The organism is Aliiglaciecola litoralis, assembly GCF_039523355.1.
GTDB classification, from domain to species: Bacteria; Pseudomonadota; Gammaproteobacteria; order Enterobacterales; family Alteromonadaceae; genus Aliiglaciecola; species Aliiglaciecola litoralis.
Genome location: NZ_BAAAFD010000012.1, coordinates 71,722 through 85,489 on the forward strand (window position 1 = coordinate 71,722; position 13,768 = coordinate 85,489).

At 44.7% G+C, this 13,768-nt stretch carries 13 protein-coding genes; 8 read left to right on the forward strand and 5 right to left on the reverse strand.

Annotated elements, in window-relative coordinates; all coding sequences use genetic code 11:
• The first annotated feature begins 162 nt into the window (after positions 1-162).
• The 4 genes from ABD036_RS16980 to ABD036_RS16995 all read left to right on the forward strand — a co-directional run bounded on the left by ABD036_RS16980 (position 163) and on the right by ABD036_RS16995 (position 5,204).
• Positions 163-2,184 (forward strand): TonB-dependent receptor, encoded by a 2,022-nt coding sequence (locus ABD036_RS16980; protein ID WP_343862083.1) that lies wholly within the window; start codon positions 163-165, stop codon positions 2,182-2,184.
• Positions 2,185-2,242: 58 nt separating this feature from the next.
• Positions 2,243-3,298 carry an agmatine deiminase family protein gene (locus ABD036_RS16985; protein ID WP_343862084.1) on the forward strand — a complete coding sequence of 352 codons (1,056 nt, stop codon included), beginning with the start codon at positions 2,243-2,245 and terminating at the stop codon, positions 3,296-3,298.
• Between the two features lie 9 nt (positions 3,299-3,307).
• Entirely contained in the window at positions 3,308-4,201 is an 894-nt protein-coding gene (locus tag ABD036_RS16990) for a carbon-nitrogen hydrolase (RefSeq protein ID WP_343862086.1), read from the forward strand.
• 67 nt (positions 4,202-4,268) lie between these two features.
• The gene (locus tag ABD036_RS16995; protein WP_343862088.1) at positions 4,269-5,204 is read left to right on the forward strand and encodes a type 2 periplasmic-binding domain-containing protein; all 936 of its coding nucleotides are present in this window, start codon (positions 4,269-4,271) and stop codon (positions 5,202-5,204) included.
• 50 nt (positions 5,205-5,254) lie between these two features.
• Here ABD036_RS16995 and ABD036_RS17000 read toward each other — a convergent pair whose 3' ends face one another.
• Together ABD036_RS17000 and ubiG are read right to left on the reverse strand one after the other, a co-directional pair.
• A complete protein-coding gene (locus ABD036_RS17000; RefSeq protein ID WP_343862090.1) occupies positions 5,255-5,863 on the reverse strand; it encodes a glutathione S-transferase family protein in 609 nt (202 codons plus the stop codon).
• A 99-nt stretch (positions 5,864-5,962) separates the two neighbouring features.
• Positions 5,963-6,703, reverse strand: coding sequence for a bifunctional 2-polyprenyl-6-hydroxyphenol methylase/3-demethylubiquinol 3-O-methyltransferase UbiG (gene ubiG / locus ABD036_RS17005; protein ID WP_343862092.1), 741 nt, complete (start codon positions 6,701-6,703; stop codon positions 5,963-5,965).
• Between the two features lie 142 nt (positions 6,704-6,845).
• Here ubiG and ABD036_RS17010 point away from each other — a divergent pair, with 142 nt between their 5' ends.
• A complete protein-coding gene (locus tag ABD036_RS17010) occupies positions 6,846-7,205 on the forward strand; it encodes a DUF2237 family protein (protein ID WP_343862094.1) in 360 nt (119 codons plus the stop codon).
• A 9-nt stretch (positions 7,206-7,214) separates the two neighbouring features.
• Here the strand turns inward: ABD036_RS17010 and ABD036_RS17015 are convergent, their stop codons facing one another.
• The 3 genes from ABD036_RS17015 to ABD036_RS17025 form a co-directional block, all read right to left on the reverse strand.
• Entirely contained in the window at positions 7,215-7,649 is a 435-nt protein-coding gene (locus ABD036_RS17015; protein ID WP_343862096.1) for a DUF4112 domain-containing protein, read from the reverse strand.
• Entirely contained in the window at positions 7,646-8,725 is a 1,080-nt protein-coding gene (gene hemH, locus ABD036_RS17020; RefSeq protein WP_343862098.1) for a ferrochelatase, read from the reverse strand. The genes ABD036_RS17015 and hemH overlap by 4 nt, the downstream gene beginning before the upstream one ends.
• A gap of 111 nt (positions 8,726-8,836) precedes the next feature.
• Positions 8,837-10,432, reverse strand: a complete 1,596-nt coding sequence (locus ABD036_RS17025) for an AbgT family transporter (RefSeq protein WP_343862100.1) — start codon at positions 10,430-10,432, stop codon at positions 8,837-8,839.
• A 502-nt stretch (positions 10,433-10,934) separates the two neighbouring features.
• Here ABD036_RS17025 and ABD036_RS17030 point away from each other — a divergent pair.
• The 3 genes from ABD036_RS17030 to ABD036_RS17040 are packed head-to-tail and all read left to right on the forward strand — an operon-like array spanning position 10,935 to position 13,763.
• On the forward strand, positions 10,935-11,471 hold the full coding sequence (locus tag ABD036_RS17030) for a hypothetical protein (protein ID WP_343862102.1): 537 nt from the start codon (positions 10,935-10,937) through the stop codon (positions 11,469-11,471).
• A gap of 10 nt (positions 11,472-11,481) precedes the next feature.
• On the forward strand, positions 11,482-13,251 hold the full coding sequence (locus ABD036_RS17035; protein ID WP_343862104.1) for an OmpA family protein: 1,770 nt from the start codon (positions 11,482-11,484) through the stop codon (positions 13,249-13,251).
• Positions 13,252-13,271: 20 nt separating this feature from the next.
• Positions 13,272-13,763 (forward strand): Rab family GTPase, encoded by a 492-nt coding sequence (locus tag ABD036_RS17040; protein ID WP_343862106.1) that lies wholly within the window; start codon positions 13,272-13,274, stop codon positions 13,761-13,763.
• Positions 13,764-13,768 lie beyond the last annotated feature (5 nt).

Below are 13,768 nucleotides of genomic sequence, written 5' to 3' on the forward strand. Positions count from 1 at the left end.
GCAACAGAAGCCAAAGGTTTAATTTTAATGCTATTTTTATTCAATTATTTCCAAGAAAATTATTATATATCCTACCGTTCAGGTTATTTCCCCCCGTTTGTGTTCCGGTTTGCCAATATGTACGTATAATCCGCGACGACAGCCATATGAAAGGAAAAAAGTGTGCGTATATTGATTGTTACCTTATGTATATTGACCTCGTGCTCAGTAGCGGCCGACTCAACGAATATTGAGCAAATCACCGTAACGGCGACCCGATCGAATAGTCAATTGAACCAATTAAGCTCAAACCTGAGCGCGGTAGACAATCAATCCATCCGTTCAATACAAGCAGAACACATTAACCAAGTGATGAATCGCGTGCCTGGCGCTTGGATAAGCAGAGGCAATGGCCAAGAGCATTTAACCGCCATCCGTTCTCCGGTTTTAACCGGAGCCGGAGGCTGCGGAGCGTTTTTTATGGCGCAAGACGGTATCGCTATTCGGGCACCCGGTTTTTGTAATGCCAACCAGCTGTTTGACATAAATACCGAGCAAAGCGCACGCATTGAGGTAGTCAGAGGGCCATCGAGTGTGCTGTATGGATCTAATGCGGTACATGGCGTGGTCAACGTATTAACACCTGAAGCATCGTCTGTAGCACCACTGCAGTTGTCGCTAGAAAAAGGCCAAAATGACTACTATCGCGCCAAAGTTACAGCCGCCAAAAGCTTTGATAACCATAGTTTTGCTGTACTTGGAAACGGTACTCACGATGGTGGATATAAACAGCAAAGTGGTTATGACCAACAAAAACTGACGGTATTACACGCTTTCTCTAACGACCAGTTAAGCATTAAAAACGTGGTCGCATTGTCCAATCTGAATCAGGAAACAGCGGGGTTTATTCGGGGCTTTGATAGTTTCAGAGATCCACAGTTGAAGCAGCTAAATCCTAACCCAGAAGCATTTCGTGATAATCAATCTGCTCGCCTGTATAGCCAAATTACTATTCACGGTGGTGATGGCTCAAGTGTCACTTTGACGCCCTATTTTCGCTGGGCCAGTATGACCTTTTTGCAGCATTATTTACCTTGGCAAGCAACCGAAACAAATAGTCAACGTAGTGTCGGCATTCAAGCGCAATTTCAAAAAGAGTACGAGCGCATCTCATTGCAAACCGGTTTTGATCTTGATCTGACTCGCGGCAAGTTAAATGAAACCCAAGAAAACGATTTTTCTGACACTATTCCAGCCGGTGCTCACTATGACTACCAAGTGGACACGCAAAACTACTCCCCTTTTGCAACAGCGAGATGGCATGTCAGTAGCGACTTAAAACTCGATGCTGGGCTGCGATTTGAAAAAACCCGCTACGATTACGATAACCAGTTGGCATCAGGTAGTGCCTGCGAAGTTGGCATAGGAAACTGCCGCTTTAGCCGTCCGGCCGATCAAGTCAACGAGTACGACGAATGGTCGTTTCAACTTGGCTTTAACTACCAAATCACTGGCCAACAATTTTTATATGGCAAAGCCTCCAATGGCTACCGTGCTCCGCAAGCAACTGAACTGTACCGCTTGCAAGCGGGCCAAGAGGTTACCGATTTGAAAGCTGAAGTAATTAACGCCGTCGAGTTAGGTTGGCGAGCTAACTTCACCAATGTGTTTGTTGATCTGACGCTCTTTGATATGCAAAAAGACAATTTTATTTTCCAAGATACCGAGCGCCAAAACATTAGCAATGGCAGTACCGAGCATACTGGCATTGAGCTTCAAACGAGAATTAATTTATCCAGAAACTGGTACGCAGCAATGAATGCAACCTTGGCTAAACATCGTTATAAGAGCAATTTAACCCTTAGCCGAACAGCAATTCGGGGCAATGAAATTGACACAGCACCAGAACACATGGCCAGCGCTCAAATTGGCTGGCTTGGAGATCAAGGTAGCAGCTTCGAAGTGGAATGGGTGCATCAAGGTAATTACTTCTTGGATCCGCAAAATACCGCTTCCTATCGTGGTCACAATTTATTAAATTTGCGCGCTCAATATCAAGCAACGTTGAATTGGCGATTTGGACTGCGTATTCTGAATCTAACCAACGTCGATTATGCCGAGCGAGCCGATTACGCTTTTGGTGATTACCGTTATTTTGTCGGCGAACCAAGAACCGTTTATCTGACGATGGGATATCAGCTTTAACACGTCAGATTAACAGCCGTTTAAGCAAACAATTTTTTGCAAAGAAGCACAAATTTTTATGATGAAGCAACCTAAAATGCTTGCCGAATGGCATGAACAAGAAGCCATTATTCTGGCTTGGCCAGACCAACAAACAGACTGGCGTCCTTGGCTTGACTCCGTTAGGCAAACCTATAAGCAGTTGATACGAGCAATTTCAGAAAGTGGCACTGGCGTAATTTTATTAGTCAGAGCAACGGATATCGAACAGCTTAAAAGCCAGTTTGAAGGATATCACAACTTACTGTTAGTAAGTGCTGACTATAACGATACGTGGTGCAGAGACTATGCCTTTTTGACATGCTGGGATGGGGAAAACATGATCCCAGTCGAATTTACCTTCAATGGTTGGGGTAATAAATTTGATGCCAGCAAAGACAATCAAATCAACCAAAAAGTACTCGCTGCACTGTGTGCCAACAAGTTACAAACATCTTCAATGGTTGTAGAGGGTGGCGCATTAGAGATTGACCAGAACGGTCATTTATTATCCACCGCCATGTGCTTAGCTAATCCACAACGTAATGGCGAGATGTCACTGCAAGAATATGAGCAAACCTTCAAATCTGTGTTGGGAGCAACCAAAGTGACCTGTTTAGAGCACGGTCACTTAGAAGGTGATGACACTGATGGTCACATTGATACCTTAGTGCGATATACGCCAAGCCAAGGGTTAGTAATTCAGTCGTGTTACAACCGACCAACTGACTCGCATTTTGCCGGATTAAGTAGTCTGGTTGAGGAATGTAGAGCCGCGTTACCTGAACACCGTATTTTTGAGCTTCCTTTACCCTACTTGGAAAACGATGAAGGCGAACGCTTGCCTGCGTCTTATGCAAATTACCTTATCAATAATGAGCAAATTCTATGCCCCACATACCGTGTTCCAGAGGACGACATTGCCCTGCAGATCATCGGCCGCGCCTATCCGGATAAGAAAATTGTGGCGATTGACAGCTTTCCCTTAGTCCAGCAATTTGGTAGCGTCCACTGTATTAGTATGCAAGTACCCAAGCAAACCTTGAAACCTGAGGTAGTCGCAGCGTTTAAACAACATGTGACAGTTTGGCAATAAGGAATTGTGATGAAAAAGAACAAATTAAAAGTCGGACTCGTACAACAGTCTGTCGATAGCAATGATAAACAGATTAATTGGCAAAAAAGTGCTGAGCAAGTTGCAAAGTTAGCTGAGCAAGGGTGTGAACTTGTGATGTTGCAAGAGCTTCACAGTACCTTGTACTTTTGTCAGCAAGAAGATACCAATAACTTCGATTTAGCTGAACCTATTCCAGGACCAGCAACGGCGTTTTTTGCCGATGTCGCAGCCAAACACGATATCGTGTTGATTACGTCGTTGTTTGAAAAACGCGGCTCTGGACTCTATCACAATACCGCTGTGGTTTTTGATAAACAGCAAGGTATGGTGGGCAAATACCGTAAAATGCACATCCCTGACGACCCTGGGTTTTACGAGAAGTTTTACTTCACCCCTGGCGATATGGGCTTTACCCCGATTCAAACTAGCGTGGGTAAACTTGGCGTCTTAGTGTGTTGGGATCAGTGGTATCCTGAAGCGGCTCGCTTAATGGCCATGGCCGGTGCTGAGATGTTGTTTTATCCCACCGCAATAGGATGGGATAAGAACGATAGTAAAGAAGAACAATCACGCCAATTCAACGCATGGCAAACCATTCAGCGCTCTCACGCAGTGGCTAACTCATTGCCTGTAATAGTCGCCAATCGCACCGGTTTTGAACCCTCTCCAGTAGCCGGAGACCCTGGCATCCAATTTTGGGGGCAAAGCTTTATCGCGGGTCCACAAGGAGAGATATTGGCGCAGGCCAGTGTGGATGAAGAGCAAGTGCTCAGCGTGGAGTTAGATTTAGCTCGTACTGAAAGCATAAAACGTATTTGGCCGTATTTCCGAGACCGCCGAATTGATGAATACCAAGAATTAACGAAGCGCTGGCGCGATTAGCTTTTGGGTATTTGAAACGCCAAGCCACTAAGTGAGATCGGTTGATTATTTCTAGGCGTATTAGTCTATGCTTAACATACGATTTCACTTGCGGTTAAAAGAGAAGATGTTGAACGCTTCATTTTTTGTCAACGCTATTGCAACGGGTAACCGCTATCTCAGCGTTTTGCTGCTTATTTTGCTGTTTTCAAACGGTGCCAGAAGCGAGCAAATTAAATACATCGATCCCACTGACTCGGTCGATAAACACGGAGTCTATTTCGTAAACGTACTAAAACTCGCCTTGGAAAAATCCAAAGGTCAATTTGGCGATTATGAATTAGAAGCAGTGCCCGTCACTATGCGCCAGCAAAGGTCGTTTAAAAGTCTAGAGTCGGGTTTGATAAATCTGATGTGGACTGTCACCTCTAAACAGCGCGAACAACAAGCCTACGCAATTAAAGTTCCATTGCTCAAAGGATTAATAGGACATCGTGTTCTGGTAATAAGAAAAACCGATGCCGCTATATTTGCCGCTATCAAAAGTTTACAAGACTTAGCTAAATTTACCGCGGTTCAGGGGCATGACTGGCCTGATTCGGAAATATTGGAACACGCAGGTCTAAGGGTCGAAAAAATCATTTTGCACAACTCCATGTACAAGCTTGTAACCAGTGGTATCGTTGATTATTTCCCGCGCTCAGTGTTAGAAGTGACTGAAGAGTTAGAACGGTTTGAAAACGACAATCTCATCATTGAGCCGAATCATTTAATTCTGTATCCCAGCGCCATTTACTTTTTTGTTTCTCACAGCAATACCTTGTTGGCGAATCGGTTGGAAGTAGGACTAAAAATAGCGCTCGAAGATGGCTCTTTTGATCGTGAATTTTATGACTTCCCCGGTCATAAAAAAGCGCTGCAAAACGTGTCTTTGAAAAATCGAGTTGTACACCGAATTGACAACCCGCTAATGCCCGATACCCTTCCTTTGGAAAATAAGGCCCTGTGGTTCAACGTTCAATAACCATCGAACAACGCAATACATGAGGGCTTCAACCCAACACTTTAGTCAATCTAGGCTTTGGCGCTAGGTCGTTGACTGACCGAGTCATACCAGCGTTGCAAATTGGTATGTTGGTCAGAAATTTTAATTTTTACGACTCTGGCGAAGTCGATTGCACACAGTGCAGTAATATCAGCAATACTGAAAGTATCGCCAGCGATAAATTCTGACTGTGCCAATTGCTTTTCTAAAACATGCAAATACTTACTCGCCGTTTTACCGGCTAATTCGCCATATTCTGCAATGGGAGTCATACGGTCTTTAAAGTAGCCCGTACTGTGCTGAAAACACATGCCCACTTGCATAAAGAGTCCAAATTCCACTTGGCGCTGCCACATCTCGATTTTCGCCTGTTGCAACGCGGTTTCGCCCATTAATAGCGGCTCAGGATGCAAGACTTCAAAATAACGACAAATTGCCACCGATTCGCCAATACAGGTGCCATCATCCAACTCTAACACTGGTACTTTGCCAATCGGATTTTTAGCACGCATCTCAGGTGTCATATTTTCACCTTTTTGCAGGTCAAGCTGAACGTATTCCATTGCAATGCCTTTCTCGGCCAAGAATATGCGAACACGTCTAGGTGTGGGAGCGGTATGAGTGTCGTAAATTTTCATCGATAATAAACCAATTGAAGTGAGATTGAGCACTAAGCATAGACTGTGCAAGGTGCTTGATTCAACTCATCTTATTCAGTAAATAAGAATAACGTGGGTTTATTCGCGACTAAGACTCAACACGTAATTGACCGCCAGGTTTTGATTCAATGACCATTTTTTTGACAACGGATTAAGTGACAACCCTGTGCTTTGGCGCACACAAAAGCCATGCTCAGACGTCCAAGCTATCAGCTCATCAGGTTTGACAAATTTATCCCAACTATGAGTACCTTTGGGTAAGTAGCCCATTACGTATTCTGCTCCGACTATAGCAATCAACCAAGATTTAACGGTCCGATTCAAGGTAGCTAAGATCAGTAATCCGCCCGGTTTCACCAGTTTGGCACATTGATTGATGAGTAGCTGTTGGTCAGGTACATGTTCAACAACCTCGGCATTGATCACCACATCAAATTGTTTTTTTTGCGGATCCAAATCACTTGCAAGACCATGAATATAATTGACTTCTATTGACGATCTTAAGGCATGTTGTTTTGCCACTTGGACACTGACACTGCTGGGGTCAATACCGGTAACCTGATATCCTGCTTTGGCCAAAGGTTCACTGATCAATCCGCCACCACTGCCTACGTCTAACACACTGACGGTGTTTGAATTCGATGCAAAGTGTTGTTGGATTTGCGCCTTAATAAAGCTCAAACGTGCGGCATTGAACGACAATGCGGTTTGGTATTTTCCTTGCGGATCCCACCATTGGTCGGCAAGTCGGTCGAATTTTGCGATCTCATCCTTTGACAGATTGGTCAAAGGAGCGTCTACCTCACTCTTGTCTAACATGGTTTAATTCACCTGTAACATCGATATGTTTGTCATGCTTCTTTAAACGGAACTTTGGCTAAGTGTAAGGTTTATACTTGTTATTAGGCTAAACAGTTTTATGCTAGTCGTTCAACTGGTCAGTTATCAAGGCAAATAGATTATGGCAAACGCGCAAAATGTGCTGGGTACACGACTGCAATTATGCTGTGGGAATACGGGATACACGCGAGAAGGGTTTTGTTATGTTCCAGCTGGAGACAAAGGTAACCACAGCATTTGTGCAGTGGTAACAGACGAATTTTTATCGTTTTCTAAGAAAATGGGTAACGATCTCTCCACACCTCGTCCTGAGTATGGCTTTGACGGATTACAAGCCGGTGATAAATGGTGTCTTTGCGCGATGCGTTGGGAGCAGGCTAGGAAAGCGGGAGTGGCGCCTAAGGTGGTTCTGGCGGCGACCAACAAAGCATGTTTAGCTGAAGTGCAGTTAGCTGACTTACAAGCCCACGCGGTAGACTAAAATCGGCCACTACAGGTTTTTTCGTTCCCAATCTTCAAGTTGCTGCTGAGCATTGGCGTCAAGGTGAGCCTTATTTTGCACCACCCACCATTTTTCCATGATCCGAACATTAGCCAGATTGGCTTTATAAAAGATATCAACGATATCACCTAAAATCGGAATTAGACCAAGTAGAAAGTCGAAAATACTGTTGCGGATCATTTTGATGAGTAATGCGCGAGGCAGTCCCATCGATTTGCCCATCACAATGATACTCGCTGAGACACCCAGCATGACAGTGTCTCCCACTCCGGGAATCAAACCGATCAATGAATCTAGACCGAGCTTGATGTTGGTAAAGGGAATGCGCACCGCGGTGTCAGTTAGATTAGCAATCTTCTGCGCCAACAGTAACTGATTGGGAACGCTAATTTTTCCGGAAGTCGTTGCAACCTGTTTATTCATTTTTGAGCCCCAAGATCTTTGGCCAATTGCTCTCTTAAGCGATTGTCAGACTGCCCTTGCCAACCGTGTAAATTATCGTTTATCAAACTTGCAATCAGCTCAATATGAGCAGCGTCACTGTTAAGCGCAGGAATATATTCGTAGCGCTCCCCGCCCGCTTGCATAAAGTATTGATAATTCTCTTCGCCAATCTCTTCGATGGTCTCAAGGCAATCTGCAGAAAACCCTGGGCAAACAATTTGAACCGATTTAACCCCTTGTTCAGGAAGTGCTTTTAAAGTGTGATCGGTATAAGGTTTGAGCCACTCTTCGCGGCCAAAGCGACTTTGAAAGGTAGTCAGGTATTCGCTGCTGGATAAGCCAAGATTTTCCGCGATTAAACGCGTGGTTTTGTAGCATTGGCAATGGTATGGGTCTCCGTTTAACAAATATCGTTTGGGAATACCGTGGTAGGAAAAAATTAATTTGTCAGCTCGAGTATGTTGCTGCCAATGTTGACGGATCTTATCAGCCATTGCTTGAATGAACATGGGATTGTCACAATACTGGGTGACAAAGCGTAATTCGGGGATCCAGCGACGAGTTTGAAAATCAGCTGCCACAGCGTCAAACGTAGATCCGGTAGTCGATGCACAATACTGTGGGTACAACGGAAGCACCACTAATTTGCGCACACCTTGTTGCAACATTTGCTCAATAGTATCGGAAATAGCAGGTTGCCCGTAGCGCATAGCAAACTCAACCACAATATTATCACCCCATTGCTGTTGCAGTTTCTCACGTACAGCATTGGCTTGATTTTGAGTATGCACGAGTAGCGGCGAGCCTTTTTCATCCCACACAGTGGCGTAGGCTTTAGCTGATCGCTTAGGGCGAATATTGAGGATCACTAAATTGAGGATCATCCACCATAATAGTCTCGGTATTTCAACCACCCTCGGATCCGATAAAAACTCCTTAAGATAAGGACGTAACGCCTGCTTAGTGGGTGCATTTGGGGTTCCTAAGTTCGTGATCAGCACCCCCACTTTATCAGCTTGTTTGTGGGTAAAGTTTGGACTACTTGTGTATTTCATTGATTCGCTTATTTGATTGTAATTACATGTTTACGCAGCAACCAATAATTCGGACTACACCTGTTTAGAACTAACTTACATTGCTTAACAGGTGTAGTTTCGATCCTGCACTTAGGGCGTGTAGTAAGTTGCCGCGCCTGGTCCAACCGGCATGCCGAATACGAACACCCATAGATAGAACAGCAGGGTCCAACCGACAATAAAGGTCAGGGTGTAAGGCAACATGGTCGCAATCAGTGTGCCCATTCCTAAATCTTTCTTGTAACGTGCTGCTATGGCTAATATCAAGCCAAAGTAACTCATCATAGGAGAAATGACATTAGTTACTGAATCGCCGATCCGATAAGCCGCTTGGATCACCTCTGGTGCATAACCGATTAACATAAGCATAGGTACAAAAATAGGTGCCGTTACTGCCCACTGAGCGGATGCACTGCCTAACGACAGATTAACCAAGCCACACATAATGATAAACAAAATAAACACTTCGGGGCCATTTAAACCCAGTGCAATCAAGAAAGAAGCGCCCTTAACCGCCAATACCGTGCCTAAATTCGTCCATTTAAAAAACGCCACGAACTGCGCAGCGAAAAATACCAAGGTAATATACAAACCCATCGATCCCATGCTTTTCGACATGGCATTAATGATGTCTTTGTCATTTTTCATGGTGCCGGCAATGCGTCCATAGACGAAGCCTGGTATGGCAAAGGTGATAAAAATAAACGCTACTATCCCTTTCAGAAAGGGCGAACCAGCGACGGCGCCTGTTTCTGGATGACGCAAAATTCCGCCCTCAGGGACTATGGTTAGTGCTAACACACCGCACACAAGCACAAATGCTAAACCAGCCATTTTCAGGGCCTTTTTCTCTTGTGCGGTTGGCGCAGACATCGATTGCGTTTCAAGCTCTACCGAAGCTTCACTGGGATCATAAACACCCAGTCGAGGTTCAACAATTTTTTCGGTCACGAATGCGCCCATTCCAGCGACAGCAAAGGTACTGATAAACATAAAGTACCAATTCACTTCTGGACCAACGACATAGTCCGGCGAAATCATGTGCGCTGCGGCTTCAGTAATACCAGACAGTAAGGGATCGACTGTACCAAGTAGCAAGTTAGCACTGTAGCCTCCTGACACACCCGCAAAGGCCGCAGCAAGCCCGGCTAACGGATGCCGACCGAGGGAGTGAAAGATCATCGCCGCTAAGGGGATCAATACCACATAACCCAATTCTGACGCGGTATTTGAGAGTATTCCGGCCAACACTATGGTTATCGTCACCATTCGTTTTGAGGCATTCATAACCATGGCACGCATAGCAGTAGAAAGCAGTCCAGAGTGCTCAGCCACCGACACGCCTAACAACGCAACTAATACGGTGCCCAAAGGCGCAAAACCAGTAAAATTGGTGACCAAACCAGTCACTATGCGTTGTAAGCCTTCGGCATTCATTAGTGAAATGACTTCGATCATGCCATCCGGGTCACGACCTTTAGCCCCTAAAGGCCGAGGATCGGCAACCGCAATATCAAAGTATCCTAAGATACCGCTTAGCAACACGATAAAGAGTGCTAAAAGTGCGAATAGTGTTATCGGATGGGGGAGTAGATTTCCTAGCCACTCTACGGTAGCAAGAAATCGGGAAAACCACCCCGAATTCTGCTCACCAGGCGACTGCTTGCCTGTTTGATTTGCCAACAAAACGGTTCCTCTGTCGTAGTTAATCGTTATTATTTTTTGCGCTATAATAGCGAATTAAACAGCCAAAGGGCAGCGTCTAAATAAAATTGTCCGTTGGTGGCCCAGTTCAGTATTATTTACCCCATGATTATAAGGCCGTCGTCGCACAAACTAGTGTCACAGTCCTGTTATGAAATAGCGCCAATTTCCGCCTAAAGTTTGTCCGTAAAGCCAGCAAAGTGCAAAGCCCAAAGTGCAATTATAGTGTAATGACATGACCGTCAGTATGTTCATAGATAGTCTAATCGGCACTTGTGTTTACTCTAGTACCACACAAAAAGCCTATAATTTTCATGCATATCCTGTGCTATTTATGGTTTTTATAGTCTATGATAGTGAAGCCTGCCGAATAATTGAGCATGTACTCTGGTTTTTCAAGAACTTGCCATTTCTGCATTTTAATCGAATGCTTCTAAAATAATACACGCAGGCATTCTTCAACGAGTTAGGTAAGGATCCCGATATGGCCGATAAGAAAATGAACAGAGGTGACAGTAGCGACATACAGGACACCCCTTCAGATCTAACAACTCTTAGACAGATTATATATGGTGCAGCCAAGGAGGAATTAGAAAAGCGCGTTGCAGAATTAGAAAGACGCATGGAAGATAGCTTCCAGCGAGCAGAGGCCACGGTCAATAAGCAAGTCCAAGAACTTACCAGCGCCATGAAAAAAGGCTTAGAGGTTCTGACTGAGAAAGTTGACTCTGTCGACAAACATCACGACGACAAGAATACCGAATTATTCACTTACGCTGATAAATTATCTTCTGAAATGGAGATGTCTGACACTAATAGTCGTCAAGATGTCGACCAATTGCACACTCGCCTTGACTCAGAAGTGGCGCAATTAACCGAAAAGTATGATGCTCGCTTCGCCGAAGCATTAGATAGATTAGATCAAGTCACACGAGAACTGAGCTCCACTAAAACGGATCGCAAGACCTTGGCTAGATTACTAGCGACCATGGCCGTTAACTTAGAATCTGACGAAGACTAGCCAAGCAATCATGGCTGATAATAACAAGGATGCTGATCACCTAAGTGATGAAGCACAAATGCAACAAATACGTGACCTTATAGTAGGGTCAGACGCGTCTCGTATCAAACAAGTGATGCAAGACAACGCTCGCGAACTGGTCAGCGACGTCGTCATTGAGGCCATTCACGATCGACAGAAACAAGACGATGCCTTTGATCACGTCTTGGTCCCATTAGTTGAAAAATCCGTACAAAAGTCAGTCAAGGAACACAGCGAACAGTTTGTGGGTTATCTTTATCCACTGGTAGGCCGTTTAGTGCGTAAATCTGTCACCGCTTTTTTAGCCGAATTTTTAGAAAAAACCAATGATTTGATCGAAAACAGCTTGACCCTCAAAGGCCTTGGTTGGCGCTTCAGAGCGTGGCAATCGGGCGTCAGCTTTTCTCAATACGTGGCCAGCCAAACCTTTGTTTTTCGCGTCGAACAAGTGTTGCTTATCCACCGTCAAACGGGCATTTTACTCAACTCTGTATCACAGGCAGGGGATAACTCTGCTGACGCAGACTTGGTATCGAGCATGCTCACCGCGATCAATGATTTTGTCTCTGACTCCTTCCATACAACACAGCAAGACCATGAGCAAAATCTCAAAATCATCAAGACCGAAGACTTTTCCCTAGTCATAAAACGCGGACCGCAATTGTTACTCGTTGCCGCCGTCACAGGCAACATATCTCAAGATATATCGACTAAATTTCAAATAACTATCGAACATATCCACAAACTATTTAGCAAAGAAATTAGCCAGTTTGAAGGTGACACTCTGCCTTTTGAGGCAACAACTCAGCCTCTCAAAGAATGCTTGCTGGCAGAGTTAAAACCCGAAGCTGAAAAACGCAGCAAGAAGCGTCCCATATTAGCAATTATATTAGTGTGTATAGTTTTCATGGCAATCGGCTATTGGGGGCTGTTGAGTTTCAAGCAGAATCAATTACTACATCAAGTCAGTGAAATTGGCGAGCAGCCGGGTATTTTAGTACATAGTGCTAAAACCACAGGTTGGCAGAATGTCGCTATATCGGTGTTGCGTGATCCAAGTGCAATTAGTGTCGAGCAATGGTTAGAAGAGCGACAGATAGATCCACAGCGAGTACAATTTCAAGAAAGTGGCTATTTATCCTTAGAACCAAAACTGGTCAATACGCGCTTAGAAAACACGCTAAATCGTTATCCGCGAGTGACCCTTTCATGGCATCAGGGGAAGCCGGTATTAACTGGCACGGTCGCCAATGCACAACGACAAATGTTAGCCAGAGACTTGTTCGCTATCCCAGGTCTTAGTGATGCGAATGAACTGATCAAGGGAGTGTCTGTAGAAGAATTAGCCACCGTAGATGACGACAGCCCAGAGATATTGCGCGCGTTATTTGAAATTACCCGCGCCAAGATAGACAGTGCTCAGATTGAGTTTGAGCAGGGCCAAAGTTCGCTTAACGAGGCTGCCAAGGATCAGCTAACGGCCCTTGCAAGCTACTTAAAAACCGCTATTGAATTATCCAAAAAGCTGGAGTTAAATGTTGGATTGATTATTATGGGAGCGAGCGACTCAAGTGGTTCAAAACAATTTAATCAAGCACTTAGCCGCAAAAGAGCACAAGCCGCCCAGCAATTTTTAGTTGATCAGGGGATTGATGCTGGATATTTAAATGCCATAGGCTTGGGTGTTGTTGAATTAACAGCGACCGGTTCAGGTGCGCGAAAAGTGATTTTCAATATCATAAACTTCAAGGCTGAATAACACATGGTACCAAAGACCACATGATCCAGAAGAAGATCTGCCTACTTGGCGCTTCAGGGGTCGGCAAAACCAGCTTGGTGAGACAATTTGTCGAAGGTATTTTTTCAGATAAATACCTCACCACCATAGGCGTCAAAATCGATAAGAAAGTCGTTGAGTTGGCCATTGGGCAAGTGCAGCTAATGATTTGGGATATCGAAGGCATCGACCGCTATAGCGGATTTCAATCAAAGTATTTAAGAGGCGCTTCTGCTTACGCCATAGTCACCGACCAAACACGCTCACAAAGCCTGATAGAAGGTATGGAAATACACCTCATGGCCAGAGCTGCAACAAATGCACCCGCCATAATGATCATTAACAAGAGTGATTTGGACGTTGCTTGGCATTGGACTCAGAACGAGTTAAATGGCTATAGCAAGGAGTTCGTAAGTTGTTTTTCCACCAGCGCAAAAACAGGCGCAGGTGTCGAAGACATGTTTAAGTTCATAGCCCAACTGTCGCTAAAATAACCAGG

What these genes read in the sequence shown, in the direction of transcription:
- ABD036_RS16985 (WP_343862084.1), top strand. Translation starts at nt 2,243, where the DNA reads ATGATGAAGCAACCTAAAATGCTTGCCGAATGGCATGAACAAGAAGCC.
- ABD036_RS16990 (WP_343862086.1), top strand. Translation starts at nt 3,308, where the DNA reads ATGAAAAAGAACAAATTAAAAGTCGGACTCGTACAACAGTCTGTCGAT.
- ABD036_RS16995 (WP_343862088.1), top strand. Translation starts at nt 4,269, where the DNA reads ATGCTTAACATACGATTTCACTTGCGGTTAAAAGAGAAGATGTTGAAC.
- ABD036_RS17000 (WP_343862090.1), bottom strand. Translation starts at nt 5,863, where the DNA reads ATGAAAATTTACGACACTCATACCGCTCCCACACCTAGACGTGTTCGC.
- ubiG (WP_343862092.1), bottom strand. Translation starts at nt 6,703, where the DNA reads ATGTTAGACAAGAGTGAGGTAGACGCTCCTTTGACCAATCTGTCAAAG.
- ABD036_RS17010 (WP_343862094.1), top strand. Translation starts at nt 6,846, where the DNA reads ATGGCAAACGCGCAAAATGTGCTGGGTACACGACTGCAATTATGCTGT.
- ABD036_RS17015 (WP_343862096.1), bottom strand. Translation starts at nt 7,649, where the DNA reads ATGAATAAACAGGTTGCAACGACTTCCGGAAAAATTAGCGTTCCCAAT.
- hemH (WP_343862098.1), bottom strand. Translation starts at nt 8,725, where the DNA reads ATGAAATACACAAGTAGTCCAAACTTTACCCACAAACAAGCTGATAAA.
- ABD036_RS17030 (WP_343862102.1), top strand. Translation starts at nt 10,935, where the DNA reads ATGGCCGATAAGAAAATGAACAGAGGTGACAGTAGCGACATACAGGAC.
- ABD036_RS17035 (WP_343862104.1), top strand. Translation starts at nt 11,482, where the DNA reads ATGGCTGATAATAACAAGGATGCTGATCACCTAAGTGATGAAGCACAA.
- ABD036_RS17040 (WP_343862106.1), top strand. Translation starts at nt 13,272, where the DNA reads ATGATCCAGAAGAAGATCTGCCTACTTGGCGCTTCAGGGGTCGGCAAA.